This window comes from Parolsenella catena (assembly GCF_003966955.1).
GTDB classification, from domain to species: Bacteria; Actinomycetota; Coriobacteriia; order Coriobacteriales; family Atopobiaceae; genus Parolsenella; species Parolsenella catena.
The window spans coordinates 815,350-836,803 of record NZ_AP019367.1 but is presented as its reverse complement, the minus strand read 5'-3'; the positions used below and the strand labels follow the sequence as shown (position 1 = coordinate 836,803).

General features: G+C 65.8%; 17 protein-coding genes. 3 read left to right on the top strand and 14 right to left on the bottom strand.

The features are described from left to right. Window positions 1-2: 2 nt before the first annotated feature. The 6 genes from Pcatena_RS03815 to Pcatena_RS03790 form a co-directional block, all read right to left on the bottom strand. Window positions 3-386, bottom strand: a complete 384-nt coding sequence (locus Pcatena_RS03815; protein WP_126421767.1) for a diacylglycerol kinase family protein — start codon at window positions 384-386, stop codon at window positions 3-5. Then, the gene (ybeY, locus tag Pcatena_RS03810; RefSeq protein WP_126421765.1) at window positions 383-928 is read right to left on the bottom strand and encodes an rRNA maturation RNase YbeY; all 546 of its coding nucleotides are present in this window, start codon (window positions 926-928) and stop codon (window positions 383-385) included. The genes Pcatena_RS03815 and ybeY overlap by 4 nt, the downstream gene beginning before the upstream one ends. Continuing rightward, entirely contained in the window at window positions 925-1,890 is a 966-nt protein-coding gene (locus Pcatena_RS03805) for a PhoH family protein (protein WP_126421763.1), read from the bottom strand. The genes ybeY and Pcatena_RS03805 overlap by 4 nt, the downstream gene beginning before the upstream one ends. A 22-nt stretch (window positions 1,891-1,912) precedes the next feature. Then, a complete protein-coding gene (locus tag Pcatena_RS03800; RefSeq protein WP_126421761.1) occupies window positions 1,913-3,190 on the bottom strand; it encodes a MiaB/RimO family radical SAM methylthiotransferase in 1,278 nt (425 codons plus the stop codon). Continuing rightward, the gene (locus Pcatena_RS03795) at window positions 3,190-4,359 is read right to left on the bottom strand and encodes a DnaJ C-terminal domain-containing protein (RefSeq protein WP_126421759.1); all 1,170 of its coding nucleotides are present in this window, start codon (window positions 4,357-4,359) and stop codon (window positions 3,190-3,192) included. The genes Pcatena_RS03800 and Pcatena_RS03795 overlap by 1 nt, the downstream gene beginning before the upstream one ends. A gap of 67 nt (window positions 4,360-4,426) precedes the next feature. Further along, window positions 4,427-5,542 (bottom strand): DnaJ domain-containing protein, encoded by a 1,116-nt coding sequence (locus Pcatena_RS03790; RefSeq protein ID WP_126421757.1) that lies wholly within the window; start codon window positions 5,540-5,542, stop codon window positions 4,427-4,429. A 193-nt stretch (window positions 5,543-5,735) separates the two neighbouring features. Here Pcatena_RS03790 and ettA point away from each other — a divergent pair, with 193 nt between their 5' ends. Then, window positions 5,736-7,457 carry an energy-dependent translational throttle protein EttA gene (gene ettA, locus Pcatena_RS03785; RefSeq protein WP_126421755.1) on the top strand — a complete coding sequence of 574 codons (1,722 nt, stop codon included), beginning with the start codon at window positions 5,736-5,738 and terminating at the stop codon, window positions 7,455-7,457. 69 nt (window positions 7,458-7,526) lie between these two features. Continuing rightward, entirely contained in the window at window positions 7,527-9,146 is a 1,620-nt protein-coding gene (locus Pcatena_RS03780; RefSeq protein ID WP_126421753.1) for a hypothetical protein, read from the top strand. A 7-nt stretch (window positions 9,147-9,153) separates the two neighbouring features. Here the strand turns inward: Pcatena_RS03780 and Pcatena_RS03775 are convergent, their stop codons facing one another. From Pcatena_RS03775 to lepA, 4 genes are all read right to left on the bottom strand, one after another. Continuing rightward, on the bottom strand, window positions 9,154-11,145 hold the full coding sequence (locus Pcatena_RS03775; protein ID WP_198433418.1) for a YidC/Oxa1 family membrane protein insertase: 1,992 nt from the start codon (window positions 11,143-11,145) through the stop codon (window positions 9,154-9,156). A gap of 108 nt (window positions 11,146-11,253) precedes the next feature. Next, window positions 11,254-12,462 (bottom strand): radical SAM family heme chaperone HemW, encoded by a 1,209-nt coding sequence (hemW, locus tag Pcatena_RS03770; RefSeq protein ID WP_126421751.1) that lies wholly within the window; start codon window positions 12,460-12,462, stop codon window positions 11,254-11,256. Then, window positions 12,462-13,556, bottom strand: a complete 1,095-nt coding sequence (locus Pcatena_RS03765; protein WP_232619899.1) for a tRNA dihydrouridine synthase — start codon at window positions 13,554-13,556, stop codon at window positions 12,462-12,464. The genes hemW and Pcatena_RS03765 overlap by 1 nt, the downstream gene beginning before the upstream one ends. Beyond that, on the bottom strand, window positions 13,556-15,364 hold the full coding sequence (lepA, locus tag Pcatena_RS03760; RefSeq protein WP_126421748.1) for a translation elongation factor 4: 1,809 nt from the start codon (window positions 15,362-15,364) through the stop codon (window positions 13,556-13,558). The genes Pcatena_RS03765 and lepA overlap by 1 nt, the downstream gene beginning before the upstream one ends. A gap of 172 nt (window positions 15,365-15,536) precedes the next feature. On the opposite strand from lepA, the gene rpsT reads away from it, so the two are divergent. Next, a complete protein-coding gene (gene rpsT, locus Pcatena_RS03755; RefSeq protein WP_126421746.1) occupies window positions 15,537-15,800 on the top strand; it encodes a 30S ribosomal protein S20 in 264 nt (87 codons plus the stop codon). A gap of 151 nt (window positions 15,801-15,951) precedes the next feature. Here rpsT and holA read toward each other — a convergent pair whose 3' ends face one another. The 4 genes from holA to thiI form a co-directional block, all read right to left on the bottom strand. Then, window positions 15,952-16,917, bottom strand: coding sequence for a DNA polymerase III subunit delta (gene holA / locus Pcatena_RS03750; protein WP_126421744.1), 966 nt, complete (start codon window positions 16,915-16,917; stop codon window positions 15,952-15,954). Between the two features lie 47 nt (window positions 16,918-16,964). Beyond that, complete coding sequence (locus Pcatena_RS03745; RefSeq protein ID WP_172596369.1) at window positions 16,965-18,887, bottom strand: ComEC/Rec2 family competence protein; 1,923 nt, start codon at window positions 18,885-18,887, stop codon at window positions 16,965-16,967. Between the two features lie 443 nt (window positions 18,888-19,330). After that, the gene (locus Pcatena_RS03740; RefSeq protein WP_126421740.1) at window positions 19,331-19,990 is read right to left on the bottom strand and encodes a helix-hairpin-helix domain-containing protein; all 660 of its coding nucleotides are present in this window, start codon (window positions 19,988-19,990) and stop codon (window positions 19,331-19,333) included. A gap of 204 nt (window positions 19,991-20,194) precedes the next feature. Next, entirely contained in the window at window positions 20,195-21,451 is a 1,257-nt protein-coding gene (thiI, locus tag Pcatena_RS03735) for a tRNA uracil 4-sulfurtransferase ThiI (RefSeq protein WP_126421738.1), read from the bottom strand. Window positions 21,452-21,454 lie beyond the last annotated feature (3 nt).

Genomic DNA, 21,454 nt, shown 5'->3' with positions numbered 1-21,454 from the left:
TCCTAGAGGAACTTGTCGATGAGCGCCGAGCCGATCGTGAGAACGCCCGCGAGGGCAACGAACACGCACAGCACCCACACGGCGGCCGCGGCGATGTCCTTGGCGCGGCCCGCAAGCGGATGGTACTCGGGTGACACGAGGTCGACGACCGTCTCGATGGCCGTGTTCAGAAGCTCGGCGCACAGCACGACGCCGCAGCACAGCAGCACGATCGCCCAGCGCACGGCATCCAGGCCGGCAACGAGACCCAGCACGACGGCGAGCGCAAAGCCGGCGAGCATGACCTTGATGTTGCGCTCGCTCAGGACCGCAAAGCGAAATCCCTGGAAGGCAAAGCCAAAGCTCTTGCGAAACGAGGGATGGTTCTCCCTGGAGCCCGGGATCATGCGTCCTCACCGCCCCCGGAGGAGTCGCGCGCGTCCGCAAGCGGCGCGTCGTCATCGTGACGCGTCGTTGCCACGTGAACGAGCTCACGACCGCACGCAAGTGCGAGAAGCTCGTCCTCTCGGGCCTCCATGACGCGGGCGTCGTCCTCGTCGATGTGGTCGTAGCCGAGCAGGTGGAGCAGCGAGTGGATCGCCATGAGGCGCGTCTCGTCTGCGGGCGTCGTGCCAAAGCGCGTGGACTGCGCGGCGAGCACCTCCGGCGCCATGGCGATGTCGCCGAGCTCGCAGGGCTCGCCCGGGGCGAGCTCGGGGTCATCGGGGCGCTCGCACTCGAGCGAGATGACGTCCGTGGGCGACTCGACCCCTCGCCACTGGGCGTTGAGCTCCTGCATGGACCTCTCGCCCAACACGCTCACCGAGACGCAGCACTCGCGATCGACGCCCTCCTCGGCCAAGACGAGGTCGAAGACGCGCGAGAGCTCACGCTCGTCGATGGCGAGCTCGACACCGTCCTCGCAGTACAGGTTGACGCTTGCGCTCATGGCCTTGGCCTCCCGTCGGTCTGCTCCGCGCGCTCGTAGGCCTCGACGATGCGCGCAACGAGCGGATGGCGCACGATGTCGGCCTTCCCGAGCTCGACGAACGCGATGTCCTCCGTGCCCTCGAGGGCGCGGCGTGCCGTGATGAGCCCCGAGGGGCCGTTGAGGTCGCGCTGGGAGGAGTCTCCGGTCACGACGAAGCGGCTCCTGAAACCCAGGCGCGTGAGGAACATCTTCATCTGCTCGGGTGTGGTGTTCTGCGCCTCGTCAAGGATGACGAACGCGTCGTTGAGCGTGCGTCCCCGCATGTAGGCAAGCGGGGCGATCTCGATGATGCCCTGCTCGATGAGGGCGTTGCCCTTCTCCATGTCCGTCATGTCGAACAGCGCGTCATACAGCGGCCGGACATAGGGGTCGAGCTTCTCCTGAAGCGTGCCGGGAAGGTAGCCCAGCGACTCTCCTGCCTCCACGACGGGACGGCACAAGACGATGCGTCCCACCTCATGACGCTTGAGGGCGGCCACGGCCATCGCCATGGCGAGGTAGGTCTTGCCCGTTCCGGCCGGACCCAGCGCAAACGTCAGCGTGTTGCTTCGCACGGCCTCCACGTAGCGGCGCTGGCCCGCGGTCTTGGGACGAAGGGCCCGGCCGCGGTACGTGAGCAGGATCTCATCGGGGAGCTGCGCCTCGGGGGCAAGGCCCGCGCGAGACTGCTGGAGCAGTAGGTCAACGTCGGCGACGGAGGGCGCGTCTCCGCGGGAGACGAGCTGGATGAGACGCGAGAACACCGCGACGATGCGGTTTGCCTCCGCCGCCTCCCCCGTGATGCCAACCTGGTTGCCACGGACGGTGATCGAGGCATCGGTGGACGCCTCGATGCGCCTGAGCAGCGAGTCTGCGGGGCCCATGAGCCTCGTGAGGTCAAGCGAGTCTGGGATGGTGAGACGAACCTGAGCTGGCTCCATGCTCCTCCAAGGGTGAGCGTTGCTATTCCTGCCTGATGATACGACAGCCCCGCGCGTCAAGCACGCCGGCGGCATCCGACGAGTGGGGAGCGAGCCAGGCGAGCGAGCCCGCGAGCCCCGCATCCGTGCGCACGCGCGCGCCGCCGCCCGTCGTGCCCATGCATCCGCGCTCGCACAGGACGAGCTGGGGCGTACCCACGAGCGCTGCGGAGAACTCGGACGCGCACGCATCGGAGAGTGCCCGCATGCGGCGCGAGCGCTCCAGGCTCACGGCGGGGTCAACCTGGGACTTCATGGCCGCCGCAGCCGTGCCGGGGCGGCGTGAGTAGCGAAAGACGTGAAGTCTCGAGAAGCCCAGCGAGGCGCAGAGCGCATGGCTCTCCTGAAACTCAGCGTCCGTCTCGCCCGGGAATCCCACGATGACGTCCGTGGACAGCGCAATGCCGGGCACCATGGCCTTCGCACGCTCGGCCATGCGCGCATAGGCCTCGCTCGTGTAGGGCCGCGCCATCCTCGCGAGCGTGGCGTCGCAGCCACTCTGGAGCGGCACGTGCAGGAAGGGAGCCGCGCGGCCAGCCGAGGAGACAATGAGGTCGAGCAGCTCCTCGGTGACGCCGGCGGGTTCCACGGAGGAGAGCCTCACGCGCCCCACGCTCGTCTGCTCGAGGATGCGCGCAAGCAACCCGGAGAGCCCCACGCCGCCGGACTCGTAGCGCCCAAGGTCGATGCCGGTGAGCACGACCTCTCGCGCGCCATCCGAGACGAGCTCCCCCACGCAGGCCACCACGCGCTCGGGCGGCATGGAGCGGGCGGGGCCACGCGCCTTCCACACTATGCAGTACGAGCAGCGCCTGTCGCAGCCGTCCTGGACCTTGAGGCCGGGACGCATGCGACCCGTGGGCGTCACGGCACCTCCGCAGAATGCCTGGCCCGCCTCCGCGCCGCCCCCGTCATGGCCCAACCCGAGAAGGTGGGCGACGCGCTGTGCCACACGCTCCCTCTCGGGCTCGACCACGATACGGGGGTCCAACGCCTCGAGCTCTGCGGAAAACAGAGACGCCGCACAGCCCGTGGCCACGATCGCGCGCACGCCGGGCTCCTCGGCCGCCCGGCGCAGGGCCCTGCGCGTCTTGGCCTGCGCCTCGGAAGTGACGGCGCACGTGTTCACGACGATCGCCTCCGCCTCGTCCCGGCATACGATGCGTATGCCCTCGCGAGAGAGCTCGCGCCCGATCGCGTCGAGCTCGGCCCTGTTCACCCGGCAACCAAGGTTGACGAGCGAGACGTTGGCGCGTCCCATTACTTCTTGTGCTTGGGCTTCGCAGAGGCTGCACGGCCGTGGCGATGGCCGAAGAAGCCCTCGGCCTGCTCGGCAGCCTTGGCGCCGGCGACGCGCTCGCCTCGGGCAGCCGCGATGGAGCGGATCGCCTCGAGGTCCTCGGCGGAGAGGTCGCCGGGCACGGTCACGTTGAGTACCACGACGAGCTTGCCGCGAGCGTGGCTGCCCTGGCGAGGCATGCCATAGCCCTCGACCTCGATGTGCTGGGCATGCTGGCTGCCGGCCGGCACCGTCACGCTCACGCGCTCGTCGCTCAGCACGCCCTCGACGTCGAGCGTGCAGCCGCACATGGCCTCGAGCGCCGTGACGTCCTCGACACAGTACAGGTCGTCACCCTCACGCTGGAAGCGCTCTCCCTCCTGGACGTCAATGCGCACGATGAGGTCACCCGAGCGGTCGCCACGGATGCCGGCCTCGCCGTATCCCTCGACCTTGAGGGACTGGCCGGAGTGGACGCCGGCCGGGATTTCCACCTTGACGGTCTCGTGGTTGGGCGTGCGGCCCTGCCCGCCGCAGGTCTCGCAGGGATGGTCGATGGAATGTCCCGTACCGTGGCAGACGGGGCACTCGGACTGCGTCTGCATCTGCCCCAGGATCGTGCGCTGGACCGTCACGACGCGACCCGTGCCATGGCAGCGCGAGCACGTGGTGACGTGACCACCCTCGGCGCAACCGCTGCCGTTGCAGTCGTCGCAGGGAGCGAGGCGGTCGTAGGCAACGGTCTTCGTGCATCCGGAGGCCGCCTCGGCAAGCGAGATGCGCAGCGTGATGCCCATGTCGCGGCCAGCCGTGCGGGCCGTCCTGCCACCGGAGGCACCGCCGCCAAAGAAGGAGGAGAAGATGTCGTCCATGCCAAAGCCGCCGAAGATGTCGGAGACGTCAACACCTGCGCCCCCGAAGCCGCCGAGGCCGTCTGGGTCGCCATAACGGTCGTAGTTGGCGCGCTTCTGCTCGTCGGAGAGCACCGAGTACGCCTCGTTGACCTCCTTGAACTTCTCCTCGGCGTCAGGGGCCTTGTTCACGTCAGGGTGAAGGGCCCTGGCCTTCTTGAGAAACGCACGCTTGATGGTCCTGGCGTCCGCATCACGGTCAACGCCAAGCACCTCGTAGTAGTCGACCTTAGCTTCCACGCTCGTAGTACTCGCTTCCCTCTCGTGTCCATCATCGAAGTGGGCGGGCGCACCGCCCGAGAATCACCTAGTAGAAACCGCCTCGGTATCCGGCCGTCCCAAAGCCGGACATGCAGGAGACCATGAGCGCCATGAAGACGGCGATCGTGGCGGCGTTCATGAAGCCGTTCACGAAGTAGCGCCACGCGTTTCTCCACCACGTGCCCGCATGGTGCAGCACGCCACCACCACGGCCGACGAGCACGATGCCCACGAGCAGCGGGATGGCGATGATGACGGTAAGCTGGGCGAGCACGTCGAGCAGGACTCCCAAGACGATGAACGGCATGGCAAAGCCGATCATCTGGAATCCCTGCGCCGCCTGGGGCTGCAGGCGCTCGCTGGGAACGCCCACGCGACAGACGAAGTCGCCCGTCGACGAGCCGTTCGTGCCGGCGTTGCCCATGCCGGGCACGCGAACCGTGTCACCGTCGTGGCTTCCCGCGGGAATGTCCACGACGACCTCGCTCGCGGACAGCACGCGACCGGTGCCCCCGCATGCCTCGCACGGGTCGACGACCACGCGTCCCGACCCCTCGCACTCGGGGCAGACCATGTTCATGACGCCAAGGCCCAGAAGGCTCGCCAGGTCAACGGAGATGTGTCCAGAGCCCCCGCACGTGGGGCACGTGCGCGCGTGGTCCGCATGGACCGAACCCGCACCGTGACATACGTCGCACGCGACGTAGCGCTGGTACGTGATGCCGCGGCGCACGCCCTCCTTGGCCTGCTTGTCATCGATGTCAAGCTGGTAGACGACGTCCCCTCCGGCCTTGGGGTTGTACGCGCGGCTGCGACGCGAGCCTGCCTGCCGCCCCGCGCCCGCGGCACCGAAGGGCCAGCCCCAAAAGCCGCCCATCCCGCCGAAGGGGTCGCCCTGCGGCTGGCTCGGCGAGCCGTAGGAGGCGCCGGCGAACGGGTTGCCGGACTGCATGGCATCATAGCGGCGGCGCTTGTCGGGGTCGGAAAGTACGGCGTATGCCTCGGAGATCTCCTTGAACTTCTCCTCGGCGCCGGGCTCCTTGTTGATGTCGGGGTGGTACTTGCGCGCCAGCTTCTGGAACGCCTTGCGAATTGCCGCGTCATCGGCGTCATGCTCGACGCCAAGGATGGCGTAGTAGTCCTTGTCGTTCATGGATGCCATGCTCGGATGGGCTCCCGTCTAGAGTCAATTGGCCTTGAGCGAGCCAAGGCGCACGTATGCTCGACATTCTACCCAAACACACGCGTGGCTCACATGCGCCAACCCACTAATCTGATACGCTCTTGATTTGCGCGAGCGCATGCGCCTGACGCACCAAAGATCGCGAGAGCCACCGCTACCAGGAGGTATCCAGATGGCAGAATTCATCTACCAGATGTTCGAGACACGCAAGAGCCATGGCGACAAGGTCATCCTCGACGACGTCACGCTCAGCTTCTTCCCCGGCGCCAAGATCGGCGTCGTGGGCCCCAACGGCATGGGCAAGTCCACGCTGCTCAAGATCATGGCAGGAAAGGAGGAGGTCACCAACGGCGACGCCCGGCTCACGCCCGGCTACACCGTCGGCCTGCTCGAGCAGGAGCCCCCGCTCGATGACGACAAGACCGTCATCGAGAACGTCCGCATGGCGTTTGGCGACCTCGTGGCAAAGATCGACCGCTTCAACGAGATCGGCAACGAGATGGCCAACCCGGACGCGGACTTCGACGCCCTCATGGCCGAGATGGGCAAGCTGCAGGACGAGATCGACGCGGCGAACGGATGGGACCTCGACTCCCAGCTCGCGCAGGCGATGGACGCCCTGCAGTGCCCCGACCCCGATGAGCGCGTAGACCACCTCTCCGGCGGCGAGCGCCGCCGTGTTGCCCTGTGCCGACTGCTGCTCGAAGCACCCGACCTGCTGCTGCTCGATGAGCCGACGAACCACTTGGACGCCGAGAGCGTGCTGTGGCTCGAGCAGTTCCTTCACAACTACCCCGGTGCCGTCCTGGCCGTGACGCACGACCGTTACTTCCTCGACAACGTCGCCGAGTGGATCTGCGAGGTCGACCGCGGCCACCTCTACCCCTACAAGGGCAACTACTCCACCTACCTCGAGACGAAGGCCGCCCGCCTCGAGGCCCAGGGCCAGAAGGAGGCCAAGCTCGCCACGCGCCTCAAGAACGAGCTCGAGTGGGTGCGCAGCAGCCCCAAGGCCCGCCAGGCCAAGAACAAGGCGCGACTCGAGCGCTACGAGCAGATGGAGGCCGAGGCCCAGGCCGGCCGCTCCGTGAGCGTCACCGACATCCGCATCCCCACCGGCCCGCGCCTGGGCACGAAGGTCCTCGTGGCAGAGCACCTCTCCAAGAGATTCGGCGACCGCGTGCTCATCGACGACCTGTCCTTCGAGCTGCCGAGAAACGGCATCGTGGGCGTTATCGGCCCCAACGGCGTGGGCAAGTCGACGCTGTTCAAGATGATCGTGGGCGCCGCCGTACAGGCCGGCGACCAGACGCTCTCGGCCGCAAGCACCGAGGCGCCCACGAACGGCACGATCACGCTCGGTGAGACGGTCAAGCTCTCCTACGTCGATCAGATGCGCGCCGGCATCGATGCCGAGAAGAACGTCTGGGAGGTCGTCTCTGACGGCAACGACTTCATCGTCGTGGGCAAGGACGAGATCAACTCGCGCGCCTACGTCTCGGCCTTTGGCTTCAAGGGCACCGACCAGCAGAAGCCCGCGGGCGTGCTCTCCGGTGGCGAGCGCAACCGCCTGAACCTCGCCCTCACGCTCAAGCAGGGCGGAAACCTGCTGCTTCTCGACGAGCCCACGAACGACCTGGACACCGAGACGCTCGAGAGCCTCGAGGAGGCGCTGCTGGCGTTCCCGGGCTGCTCGGTCATCACCTCGCACGACCGCTGGTTCCTCGACCGCGTGGCCACCCACATCCTCGCCTGGGAGGGCACCGACGAGAACCCCGGCACCTGGCACTGGTTTGAGGGCAACTTCGACGACTACCAGCGCGACCGCGTGCGTCGCCTGGGCGAGGAGGCCGCAAAGCCCCATCGCATCCACCGCAAGCTCACGAGGGACTAGAGAGTTTGACAGCCTGGGGAGGCAGTGATTTTGAACCGAGCAGGGACGCCAAAAGACAGCGAACGCGGAATGCAGCTCAACTGGTTCCTCGTATTCGGCATCGCACTCGTGACGATCGCCTGCGGAGTCGGGTTCGTCACCTCGCTTCTTCTCACGGCCTCCCCATCCCTCGCCCCTTTGAGCGAGCATGTGACCATCTGGCACCTCTTTGCGCCGGGCAGGACGCTCATGACCTGCCTGGCGCTCGTCTCGGGCATCGCCTACGCGCTCATCGCGATTCTCGTGGCTCGCAAGGCCTCCCTCATCCCAGAGAGAGGGTTCGTTACAACCCTCGCGCTGGCCGCCCTTGCGTTCGGCCTTTGTTGGATCGCGACAAACGCCACCGAGCACAATGGGTTCTCCGACTCTGCGCAGCTGCTTGCCTACGCCAGGCAGCTCGCCCACGGGGACATGAGCTCGTTTCTTCCCCACAGCGAGTCGTTTGCCAACAAGCTGCCGGGCGACATGTACCTCTCGAACTATCCCTACCAGGGCGGAATTCTGCTGCTTCTCGAGGGGTGTTCCAGAATGTTTGGGGACTTTGACGTCCAGGCGTTCCAGGTGCTCAACGCCCTGTGTTGCGTGGGCACGTCGCTCTTGCTCGTAAGGTCAAGCGTCATCAACGGGCGCCCCAAGCCGGAAAGGCTGTTGAGCGCCCTTCTCTCCCTGACGCTCTTTGCGCCCCTGTTGTTCGTAGTGTTTCCCTACGGCAACACGATCGGACTGTTTCTCGCGCTCCTTGCCATGAGCCTATGGGAGAGGTCTCGCGGCGCCGCGGGTGCGGCGCGCATGGCCTTCGTTGCGCTCGGTTTCGTCATTCTCTGCCTTGGCCTAGCCGTCAAGTCAACGTACGTCGTCATCGCCATCGGGTACTTGGTCGTGCTTCTAGTCGATTGTCTGAGAAAGCGAGACGGTGCCTGGGGGATCGCATTCGCAATCCTTCTCGTCGTGGCCACGAGGCTCTCTGGCGCCGTTCCACAAGCCGTCATCGAGGCTCGTCTGGGCTACGAGCTGCCCTCAAACCAGCCAAAGACCGCTTGGATAGCCATGGGACTGTCCAATGAAAGCGTCCTGGGCCAGGACATGCCCGGCTGGTGGAGCACCTCGGCCTTGGACAGCCAGATAGGAAGCGAGGGAGACGTAGCCGCGATGTCGCGAGACGCGCAAGACTCGATTTCCATGTCACTCGCCACGTTCGCGAGCGACCCCAGCTATGCCGCCTGGTTCTTTGCCAAGAAGCTGGGCACGGAATGGCTCGACCCCTCGTTCCAGTCGCTCTACATTGCGGGCTGCGGAATCATGAGGGCCGATTCCCAGGGACGCACGCACGCAGACGATGGCAGGTTTGACCCGGCAGACGCGACGCTGCCCCACGGACTCGCGTGTCGTGCGCTCGAATGCGTCATGGACGGCCAGCAAAGCGTGATATACCTAGGGGCAACGATTGGCGGCACCGCACTTGTGGCCGAGGCACGCAAGAAGCGGGCAAAGACGCTTGAATTCGCCCTCCCCTGTGCCGCCTTCATGGGGTTCGTCGTCTACACGCTCTGGGAGGCGAAGGGAATGTACACACTCCCGTTCTTCCTGTGCCTCATCCCACTGGCCGCGAGGGGACTTGCCACCCTGGCCTCGCGCGCACGAAAGCACTGACGAGCCGCTATTCGGCGCCCTTCCCAATCCTCGGCAGCATGACGTCATCCGCGAGCAGGGCCTTCCGCTCCTCGCGGGCCGCAAGCTCGGCGGCCTCGTCGCCCTCGCGAGAGGCCTGGGCCTCGAGCACGAGGCTCAGCAGGTAGCGACCGTCCCTCTCGCCACCGTGGCCCGGGTAAAAGACCATCTCGTCGCGGACTGCCTCGAGCCGGTCGTGCCAGGAGGCGCCGTTCTCGATCATGTCCTCCACCACGCCGGGGAGCCTCTCGGCGAGCTCCCCCGGCGCGACCGAGACGCCCGCGCGATTGCGCAGCCCAATGTCCGTGGGCTCGATGCCGAGGTCCCTCCACTCGGGGTTGGTCTCCTTCATGGGAGAGTCCACGAACACGCACGGCTTGAACGCCACGAGCGCGAACTCGCAGAAGACGCTCGACCAGTCGGTGACGAGCACGTCGGCGTCCAGGATGGAGTCGGAGCTCGAGAAGTCCTGCTCGAAGTACAGGTCCTCGGCGGGCACGTCGGCGAAGCGCGTCTGGAGCTGCTCCCAGCGGGCGCGGTAGCGCTTCGTGTACTCGGGGTGCGGGCGCACGACCACCCTCCAGCCACGCCCGAGCAGCGGGCGGATGGCTTCGTCGGCGCAAAGGTCGAGGATGTTGTCCTCCTGCCACGACGGCGCGATGAGGACGGTGGGGCGCCCGCCCGCGGCGTGGTCGCGGGAGAGGTAGTCGGCGCGCTCGCGGTCGATGAGGTCGTAGCCGCACGCGGCAAGCTCGCGGGGCGCGAGGCCGGCCTGCGCCTCGCGGGCGCGGGCCTCGCGCACCTGGTGGGGACCCACGCACATGAGCGCGTCGTAGTGGTCGAAGGCCGCGGCGTGGCTCACGAGGTGCAGCGACGTCGGGTGGTGGAAGGCGTAGACGTAGCGCGTGTCCTTGCGCACGTAGGAGCGCTTGACGTAGAAGTTCTCGAGGTCGTCGAGGGTCATGACCACGACGTCGGCGTCCATCTTCATCATGAGCGTGATGAGGCGCTTCTCGCCCACGTAGTAGGGCAGCACGCGCGGGTGCGCCTCGGCGTAGGAAAAGACCTGGTCGTCGGGGTCGCCGGTGACGTAGTGGACGCACATGTCCGTGTTGGCGAGAAGCCACTCGACGGCGCCGCGGAAGTACTTCCAGAAGCCGCTGCGCTCGGAGTAGAACACGAGGTGCTTGCCCACGATGGAGAAGAAGCGCCTGTAGTCCTCGCGCTCGCGGCGGGAGTTGGGGTCGGGCCTCCACCAGGGGCCCTTGCGGGTGGAGAGGGAGTTGAGCTCGGCGAGCTCGGCCTTGGACGCCTCGAGCTCCCCGTAGTCAACGTACTTGGCGGGCCTGATGCACAGGTTGCAGACGGCCTGCACGACGATGGAGAGCAAGTTCGAGCAAACCCAGTAGAACGCCATGCCCGCCGAGACGTAGATGCCCAGGAAGAAAGACAGGGCGATGGACAGGCCGTTCGTGGAGTTCTTCTCGGCGCGGGACTGCTCGCGCTGCAGCGGGTTGATGTGGTTGGAGGCCACTCCCATCACGACCGCCGAGAGCGTGGCGGCCACGGGCATGACCCACGAGGCCCCGCCGTCCTCCATGGGCACGAGGCCGAGGAACTCGGTGCCGGCGGCCCCCGAGTCGGCGATAGCGTGGATGACGTCCACGAGGCCGAACAGGATGATGACCTGGACGGCAAGCGGGATGAGCGAGAGCAGCGGGTGGTAGTGGTACTCGTGGTTGAGCTCGCTCTGGCGCTCGCCGATCTGCTCCTGGTCGCCGAAGTACTTGACCTTGACGCGGTTGAGCGCCGGCATCATGCGCACCATGACGATAGAGTTCCACTGGCACCACAGCGACAGCGGCATGAGCACCACCTTGGCGATGAGCGTGAACAGGAGGATGGTGGCCCACCAGTTGTGCGTAAGCTCGTAGCACGGCCGCATGATGGCCATGAAGATGTCTGTGATCCAGGAGAACACGGGGCGGCTCCGTAGCGTCGTGGTCAACCGCGGCACCCAAGCGCAAGGGCCCGCGAGCAAAACTTCTTTACCTTAAGCTAACAATCAGCAAACGGGGACGCGAATGCCCTATTCGTCCGACGAAAGGTCCCACAGCGCGCCGTACAGCTCGTTTCCAAGCAGCCAGCCGTCGTGCGTGGGCACAAGGGAGCCGTCCGCACGGCCCCCGAGGAGGTTGCGGGAGACGAGGCGCTCGAGACACGCGTCAACGCGCGCGGCGCCGATGACGTTGCGCGCTCGCGCAAGCAGCTCGGGCGGCAGGCCGTCCGTCATGCGGGCCGCGAGCATGAGATCCTCCGCCATGGCCTCGCGCTCGCTCAACTGCTCGACGTCAAAGCGAAGGTCTGCGAGCGCGCGGGCAGAGATTGCCTCGTCTGTCGTGGACGCCACGGTGAGCCGGAGCCGGCGCGTGTCGGCGCTTGGTGCGGCAAGCGACGGGACGGCCGAACGCAGCAGCTCGTAGGACTCGCGACCGAGCATGCTCGAGGCTGCCGTCCCAAGACCCAGATACTCCACGCCCGTCCAATAGGCGATGTTGTGCTTGCAGCGCATCCCGGGCCTGGCGTAGCTTGCGACCTCGTAGCGCGAGAGCCCCGCCGCACCCAAGACGTCGAGTGCGGCCTCCATATCCGCGGCCTCCGTGTCGTCCGAGGGCCAGGGAAGCGAGCCCTCCTCGCACATGCGCTCCATGAGCGTGCCGGGCTCGATCATGAGCGGGTAGCAGCTCACGTGGCCCACGCCGAGCGAGACGGCCGTCTCAAGGGACGCGCGCCACGATGCCGGCGTCTGGTAGGGGACTCCGCACATGAGGTCGAGCGACACGTCAAGGCCGCTGCGGACGGCCGCACGGACGCGCTCGCGTGCCTCCTCAGAGGTGTGCACGCGGCCAAGCGCCTTGAGCTCGCGGTCGCAGAAGCTCTGCACGCCGATGGAGACTCGCGTGGCGCCATGCTCTCGCGCGCCAGCAAGAACCGCATCCGTGAGTGACTCGGGATTTGCCTCGAACGAAAGCTCGCCCAGCCCGGGGCCGCACGAGTCGAGCACGCGCGAAAGCGCGTCTGCCCCAAGCATCGTCGGCGTGCCGCCGCCAACGTAGGCGCTGCGCTGCCCATCGAGAAGGCCGAGGCCGCGCGCCTCGGCCACGAGGCGGCAGAGCGTCGAGGTGTACTCCCCCATGCGAGCGTCACCGTGCCTCGTGGCAGCCGTTGTAAAGTCGCAGTAGCGGCAGCGCCTCACGCAGAAAGGAACATGCAGGTACAGGGCGGAAGCACCGGACATCACAGCGTCGCCTCGAGCTCGTCGGCAAGCGTCAGGTAGTCATCGAGTGTCACGCAGTGCATGGCGCGTTCGCGCCATGCGGCGGCCTCGGGGACACCGCGCAGGTACCAGCCGGCCAGGCTGCGGGCACGCGCGATGTGGGCGCCCGTTGCGCCCAACAGGCGCACGTGGAGACGAAACGCCGCAAGACGCATCTCGGGCGTCACCTCGAGCGCATCCTCGCCACCCAGGATACGCCGGGCGTTTCTGAACACCCAGGGATCCCCATAGCTGCCGCGGGCAACGAAACAGGCCACGGCCCCCGTGTCTTTGAGAAGCTTCGCGGCACGCGCCGCATTCAGGGCATCACCCGAGGCAATGACGGGCACGGACACTGCATCAACCACGCGCGAGATGGCATCGGCACTCGACTGACCGCGATACATCTGAGACGCCACGCGCCCATGGACGGCAATGGCGCTGGCGCCGGCCGCCTCCATGGCACGCGCAAAGTCCGCGCCCACGATGTGGTCGGGCACGCGGCCGATCCTGATCTTCACGGTGACGGGAACGTCGAGCTCCTCTCGCAGCGTCCGCACGATGCGCGCGGCAAGCACGGGGTCATCGAGCAGCGCGGAGCCCGCCCCTCCCCTCGTGACCTTGGGAACCGGGCACGCCATGTTCACGTCAACGAGCGCGAGGCGCTCCCCAACGTGCTCGCCGAGCTGGCTCGCAGCCTCGCGGAAGTGCTCGGGGTCGGCACCGAACAGCTGCACGGCAAGGTCCGGCTCGCCCACGTTGGGCTGCACGAGCGACCAGGTCTTGTCGCTGCCGTAGTGAATGCCCGTGACTGAGACCATCTCGGTATAGGCAAGTGCCGCCCCACCGGCGCGCATCATCATGCGATAGGCGCAGTCCGTGACGCTTGCCATGGGAGCCATGAGAAACGGGTTGGCCGCGAGGCGCTCGCGCAGCGAGCCCGCGTCCCGGGGCGCAAACGGTGCCGGCGGCCACGACAGGCCGGCTGCGGCCGCCCCACGCTCCATGACGAGCGAGGCGGCATCGCTGTGGGCAAGCTCGAGCTGCTCGGCAACGTAGTGAGAGGAGCGCGCCACTACTCGTCCACCTTGAGAATCGCCATGAAGGCCTCCTGCGGCACGTCGACCGAACCGATGGCCTTCATGCGCTTCTTGCCCTCCTTCTGCTTCTCGAGCAGCTTGCGCTTGCGGGAGATGTCACCGCCGTAGCACTTGGCGAGCACGTCCTTGCGCATGGCCTTGACCGTGGAGCGCGCGATGATCTTGTTGCCGATGGCACCCTGGATGGGCACCTCGAACTGCTGACGCGGGATGATCTCCTTGAGCTTGTCGCACAGGCCGCGCGCAAGCGTGTAGGCCTTGTCCTTGTGGACGATGAACGACAGCGCGTCGACCTCGTCGCCGGACAGCAGGATGTCGAGCTTCACGAGTTCGCTCGTGCGGTACTCCGAGAACTCGTAGTCAAGCGAGGCGTAGCCCTTCGTGCGGCTCTTGAGCTGGTCGAAGAAGTCGAGGATGAGCTCGGCGAGCGGCATGTCAAAGTGCAGCTCAACGGATTTCTGCGTGAGGTGGATCATGTCGGTGGTGACGCCGCGGTGCTCGATGGCCAGCTGCATCACCGCACCCGTGTACTCGGGTGGGCAGATGATCTTGGCCTTGAGGTAGGGCTCCTCGATGTGGTCGATGCACGTGACGTCGGGCAGGTCCTGGGGGCTGCGCACGCCCACCATCTCGCCGTTGGTCTTGAAGACGTGGTAGTCCACCGAGGGGCTTGTGGCGATGAGGTCGAGGTTGAACTCGCGCTCGAGACGCTCCTTGACCACCTCCATGTGCAGAAGTCCCAGGAAGCCAACGCGGAAGCCAAAGCCGAGCGCCACGGACGTCTCGGGAGACCACGTGAGCGACGGGTCGTTGACGTGGAGCTTCTCGAGTGCGTCGCGCAGGTTCTCGTACTCCTTGTTGTCCACGGGGAACAGGCCCGTGTAGACCATGGGCTTGGCCTCGCGGTATCCCGGGAGGGGCTCGTCGGTGGGGTTCTCTGCATAGGTGAGCGTGTCTCCCACGCGCACGGACTCGGGGTCCTTGAGGCCCGTGACGACAAAGCCCACCTCACCCACGCCGAGCTCGTCCATGAGCACCTCGGCCGGACGCTTGACGCCCACGCCGTCGACGAGGAAGCGCTCGCCGCCCTGCATCATGAGCAGGTCATCGCCCTTGGAGATGTGTCCGTCGAACACGCGAACCGTGGCCACGACGCCGCGGTACTCGTCGAAGTACGAGTCGAGGATGAGCGCCTTGAGCGGGGCATCATAGTTGCCGGCGGGAGGCGAGATGAGAAAGACGATGGACTCGAGAAGGTCATGGATGCCCTCGCCCGTCTTGCCCGAGACGCACACGGCGTCGTCGGCAGGTATCGCGAGGTCCTCCTCGATCTCCTCCTTGACCTCGTCGGGGTGGGCGCTCGGCAGGTCGATCTTGTTGATGGCAGGCACGATGTCGAGGTTCGCGTTCATGGCGAGACTCGCATTGGAGACCGTCTGGGCCTCGACGCCCTGCGTGGAGTCCACGACAAGCACCGCGCCCTCGCAGGCGGCCAGCGAGCGGGAGACCTCGTAGGTGAAGTCGACGTGGCCCGGGGTGTCGATGAGATTGAACTGGTAGGTCTGGCCGTCATCTGCGTCATACATCACGCGAACGGCGTTGCTCTTGATCGTGATGCCGCGCTCGCGCTCGATGTCCATGGTGTCGAGCAGCTGCGACTCCATGTCCCTCTCGTCAACGGTACGCGTGAGCTCGAGGATTCGGTCAGAGATGGTGGACTTGCCATGGTCGATGTGAGCGACGATGGAGAAGTTCCTGATGTGTGAGGTATCGTGAGTATTCATGTGGACGATTCTAGCGTATTTCTTTGATGCACCTGCAAGTTCTTTGCATTTCACATGCGAGATTGCATAACGTCTGCTATACTCACGAACTTGATTGCCGTGTCAGACGTTGGAAGCCCCACTCCCAGCGTCAACAGAGGCCTCAAAGAAGAGAAATCGAAAGGATCTGCACGTGGCTAACATCAAGTCGCAGAAGAAGCGCATCGTCACCGCCGAGAAGGCTCGCATGCGCAACAAGGCCGTCCGTTCCGAGCTGAAGACCGCTGTCAAGCGTGTCCGTGCCGCCGTCGAGGCCAACGACGCCGAGCTCGCTCAGGCCGAGGCCAACAAGGCCGGCAAGCTGCTGGACAAGGCTGCCTCCAAGGGCATCATCCACAAGAACCAGGCTGCTCAGCGCAAGAGTGGCGTCCAGAAGCTCGTGAACAAGATCAAGTAGCTTCTCGCAACAGCGAGTCCAAGAGTCCCCGTCGACGTGCTGGTCGGCGGGGACTCTTCCTTATCTGAGCTTGATGCGCCGGCCGCAGACAGACGAGGCCTTAATGGGACAACGCTTGCAGCGATGTTCGTGCAGGCCTTGTCCAAAACGCCTAGCGAGCGGCATTGGGCGATGCCATGGCAAGCACGAAGCGCGCAAAGGCGGCCTCCGAGTCCTGGCTGCCCTTGAGCGCGCGCTCGCACACGGCGGCCTGCCCGAGCAGCTCGACGAGCTCCTCCTCGCCAAAGGCACGAGACCAGCGAACGTGATTCTTCACCTGCCAGGACTGCCGTCCCAGTTCGCGAGCGAGCCCGCTTGCGGCCCCGCGAGCGTCGAGCGACTTGGCGCATATGAGCTCGCGGAGTCTGGCCACGAGCACAGAGTGGAGGAACACGAGCGAGGGAGCCTTCATGAGATTGAGCATCTCCATGGCGCGAGGGGCATTCCTCTCGCAGACGGCATCGGCGAAGGCCCAGGGACTCACCTCGGCGATTTGGGCGACGTTGGCCTCCACGTCGGCGAGGGTGATGCGGCCTGCGTCTCCCACGAGCTGAGCAAGCGTGGCTATCTGGTTGTCGAGGGCCACCGTGGACTCGCCCACGCGCTCCACGAGTTCCTGCGCCGCCGCGTTGTCCATGGAAAGCCCGCGCTTCTGGGCAAGCTTCACGACGTAGGGCGGCAGCTCCCAGCGCTTGAGCGGGGCGCAGTCGATGACGGAGTGCGGACCCACCTTGGCGACGGCCTTGTACAGGCGCGTGTTCTTTGCAAGCTTCTCCGCCACGAGGCACAGGACACACTGGGGATTGGGGTCTGCGAGGTAACTCACGACCGCCTCAGACACTGGCTTGGCGAGCTCCCCTGCCCCATTCACGATGACGAGGCGGAAGTCTGCGCAAAACGGCATCGTCTGAGCCGAGGAGATGAGCTGACCGGGTTCCTCCAGGGAGGCGCCGTCAAGCTCGTCAAGGTTGAAGTCTGCCATGTCCGCGGGGACATGGGAGCGCAGGCGCCGCACCGCCGCGTCGCGCTTGAGCTCGTCAGCGCCAACGATGAGATATGCGGGCAAGAGATCGGCCATGGGTCCTCCCGGGTAGGTTGCTCGTCTGATTGTAGCGCGGGGCCTCCCTACCTCTCACAGAGGACGCCAACGCCGCGCTCGCCCGGAGACAGCGTCACGTCGCCATGGTCCTTCGTGCACAGAAACCAGGCGCCGCTTCCCTCAAGCGTCTCAACGCACTCGGGCGCAGGGTGTCCGTACGAGTTGCCCTCACCGGCGCTTGCCACCGCAACCTCAGCGCGCAGCACCGCGGCCTGTCCCCCGTCCAGCGAGACGCGCGAGCCGTGGTGCCCCACCTTGAGCACGTCGATGTCACCCACCTGCGAGACGATGCTGTCAAGCACGTTCGACTCAGCATCGCCCGTGAGGAGCATCCGAAGGCCAGCTCCTCCCTCCCCGTAGGTGAGCAGCAGGCAGACGGAGTCCTCGTTCTCGGACCCGTCCGTGACCTCCCTCGGCCATAGGCAGGTCATGGTAAACCCGCCAAGCCTCACCTCATCTCCCGCGCACAGCTCGCCGATGCCTGAGCCCACGAGACGGTCCGCATCCCTGCCCAGGCCCTCGGGCAGACTGCCCGAGACGCCCTCGCCCACGTACAGGGAGCCCGTGGGCACAAGGCCAGCGAGGTCATCGATGCCACCCGTATGGTCGTCGTGCAGGTGCGTCACGATGACGGCATCGAGCCACAGGACGTGCTGACGCGCGAGGGCATCGGTTATTGCGTCTCCCGGCCCCGTGTCAACGAGCAGGGCGTGGGGCCCGTCACGGACGAGGATCGCGTCCCCCTGTCCCACGTCAAGCACGGTGACGCTCGCAGGCACGAGAACGTACAGCCGCACGAAGATCGCGATGGCTACCGCAAGCCCACCCAGGGAGACCCTTGCGAGCACCCTCCTAGATGGCCTTGGCCAAAGTGCCAGAAGCAGCAGCGCCACGATAATAGGAAGCAACTCCACCCACCTCGGAACTACGACGGCAACGCTTGAAAATGGGAGAGCGGCAAACTGGCGAGTCAGGGCCACGACAAGGCATGCGAGCCCGTCCGCCACCGCAAGCAGGAGGCCACCCACAACCGGCACGGCGGCAAGGAGGCAAGCGACTAGGCCCGCAAGCACGAGAGGCGAGAGCAAGGGGCCCACCGCAAGGCTCGCGATGGGGCCCACCGTCGAGACCCTCCCGAACGTCACGGCGACCACGGCCCAGGTTGACAGCTGGCACACGAGCGAGGCCGCAAGAGACGAGCGAACGGATCGGCCGAGCTTTGCCATATGGGGCCGAAGCGGACGCGGCGTCAGACGCATCTCGCGATACGTGCGCGGGGCTATGAGCGCGTTGAGGGTTGCCCTCGCATAGGGGCCAAACAGCGATAGCGAGGCCACGGAGAGCATCGAGAGCTGAAATCCTAGGTCGCATGCACAGAATGGGTCCGAGAGACACATGAGCGAGCCCGCGATCGCAAGGCCGGAGGGCGCATGTCCCCGCCGTCCCGCTCCCTTTCCCGCAACGCTCGAGGCAAGCATCACCCAGGCGCGCACGGCAGACGCCGGACACGAGCACATCAGCACGAACAGCGCGGACAGGCCAAGCGCCAGGACGCGGCGGGGCCCACACGGCACGCCGGCGCAAAGCAGCAGGCCCTCGACGAGCGCGTGAGCAATGGCGAGATGCGCCCCCGATACGGCGACGAGGTGAGAAAGGCCCGCAGCCGAGAAAACGTCGCTGAGCCCCTGAGCCTTGAGCTCGCGCCTGTCGCCAGCCACGATGCCCGCGAGCAACGCCCGGCCCTCACCCCTCTTGGGGGCGATGCGCGCCACCACACCCTCTCTCAAACCCGCCAGCACGCCCACGACTCCGCCGGCATGCCACCTCTCGGTGATGCGCACGGCCCTTATGCGCCCCGCGATGCCCTGGGAGCGGCTCGACACGCCCCAGTCATCGCTGCCGTTGGGAGAGAAGCGCCCAATGGCACGGAGGCGTTCTCCTCTCGTCACGGCCTCAGGCGCCGTGAGCCAAACACCTGCCGTGATGCCCCCTGGGGCCTCGACACGTGCCCTGCACGTCCAAGAGCCATCCCGCTCGCTCGCATCCCCGTCAACGAACAAGACGCATGAGGAGACGGGCGTACGGACAAGCTGCTCGGTGGCGGCATCAAGCCGAGCCAACGCAAGGCTTGAGCATGCGCATGCAATAAGTATGCCAAGCGAGGCCGCCAGAGCCATGCGCGGCGCAAGGACACGACCGCAACGACGAAACGCCAACCAAAGCACAAGGCCGGCAACCGACAGGTACAGCGGCATCGGCACCCCGCAGACACCACGCAAGATCGCGACGCCGCATATGACCTGGCAGACCATTCCCACAAACAACGGTGGCACATAGGGACGACCCGGAAAGGCGGCCGCGTCATCGGGCCCACTCATGTCATCCATCGCAATCACACGCAGATGTGGTCGCGAAGCTTGGCGAACTTCTTCTCGCCGATTCCGCTCACGCGCATGAGGTCCTCGACAGACGAGAAGGGACCGTTGGCATCACGATCCTCGACGATCGCTGCAGCCGTCGAGGGCCCCACGCCAGGAAGGCTGTCGAGCTCCTCGGCCGTTGCGCTGTTGATGTTGATGAGCGAAGGCATGGAAGATGACACGGATCCGGCAGCGTCGCCACCACTGGAATCAGCCTCGGCACCCGCCGCCTCGCCCTCGAATGGAACATGCACCTTCTGTCCGTCCCCGAGAGGTAAAGCCAGGTTCATCGAGGAAGTGTCCGCCCCCTGAGCAAGCCCTCCCGCGGCATCAACGGCATCCCGCACCCGCGGAGAGGCAATCGCAAGCTCATAGACCCCCGGCGAGGCCACCGCACCATCAACATGCACCACGATCGCATTGGGCTCGGAAGTCAGCGCAGCCTGATCCGTCCGCGCAATTCCCTGGTTCTCCTGTGTCACGAGAGCGGTGTCGGACGCGCGCTGCACCACAACGCCGCCGGACGGACGGACAAGGAAGACGAAGACACCAACGGCCACGGCCAGCGCAACGGCCGCGACGAGCGCCACGAGCCTTATGTCCGGACGCCCCGTCCTTCTTGGCTGGGCCATTCCAACCACCTCCCTGCTCGAATCATGGCAAAGGAGCAACAGCAGACCAGCGCAATGGAATAGAAAGTCCCGCACCGTCAAACGCAAACCTTGCAAAAACCTGACAGGATTTGGCCTCTTTGGCACAAAAAGAGCCCGACCAGCTGTTGAGAACTGGTCGGGCACGCACATCTAGCAGCAGATGTTCAAAACAGATTTAAGAGACTATTCGGCTGAGTTCTCCGGCCACTCGGCAGGTGCAAGCTCGCGATGCCTGGTCTTAAGCTCGCGGGGAGGACGGTACGAGGGGCACGTGTCAAAGTCAACGTACTCGATGGTCTCCATGAGGTGCTTCACCATGGCGTCATGGTCGAAGGTCTCCCAAGCGCGACGAACGGCATCCAGGTGCGCATGCGTCTCCGGGCGGCGCGGCATGAACAACGTACAGCAGTCCGGAGCGGTCTGAGCGCTGATGTCATACGTCCCGATCCTGCGGGCACGATCGATGATCTCGATCTTGTCAGTGCCAATGAGCGGGCGAAACACCGGAATCTTGGCAACGTCGTTGGTTGCCGTGATGTTATCGAGCGTCTGGGAGGCCACCTGTCCGAGCGACTCACCGGTGACGAGCGCCTTTGCCCCCTCGAGCTCGGCCACGGCCTGAGCGACCTCGAACATGAGGCGACGGTACATGATGACGCGCAGGGACTGCGGCGCCTTGAGGGAGATCTCTCGTTGGCACTCGCCGAACGGCACCACGTACAGGCGCCCGATGATGCCCGCAGGCTCGAGGGCGCGAACGATGTCCTGGGTGAGCCACTCCGAGGCGTCGCTCGTCATGGGACGGCCAGAGAAGTGCACGGGCACGCACGTGGCACCGCGACGGCCGACCATCCATGTGGCGACGGGTGAGTCGAAGCCGCTCGAGAGCAGCGTCACAACCTTGCCAGCCGTGCCCACGGGAAGGCCGCCGGCACCGCGCATGGAAGTGGCGTCGGCATACACGTAGACGTCGGACTGGACAACATGCACGTTGACCGTGACGTCGGGCTGATGCATCTGCACCTTCTTGTCCGGGAAGGCGTCGCACAGCACGGCACCAACCTGACGGTTGAGGTCAATGCTGTGGATGGGATAATCCGTGTTGGACCTGCGCCCGTGGACCTTGAAGGTCTGGAACGGCTCACATGCCTTGAGGCTCTCGATAGCGGCCTCGTTGTACTGTTCGGGCTCGCGCTCGCACCTGTAGGCAACCGACACGCGCGCAACGCCGGGCACGCGCGAGATGAGCTCAGGAACGTCAGCCGGGACGTCCTCGTCCTCGAAGTGGACGCGCACGTAGCCGGCAAGACGCTCCACGTGAGCGGAACGGCCCTTGAGGGCTCGCTTGAGGTTGGTAATGAGCTGTCGCTCGAACGTCGAGCGGTTCTTGCCCTTCAGGCCAATCTCGTGATAGTGGACGAGGCAGACTCTTGAAGTCACGGG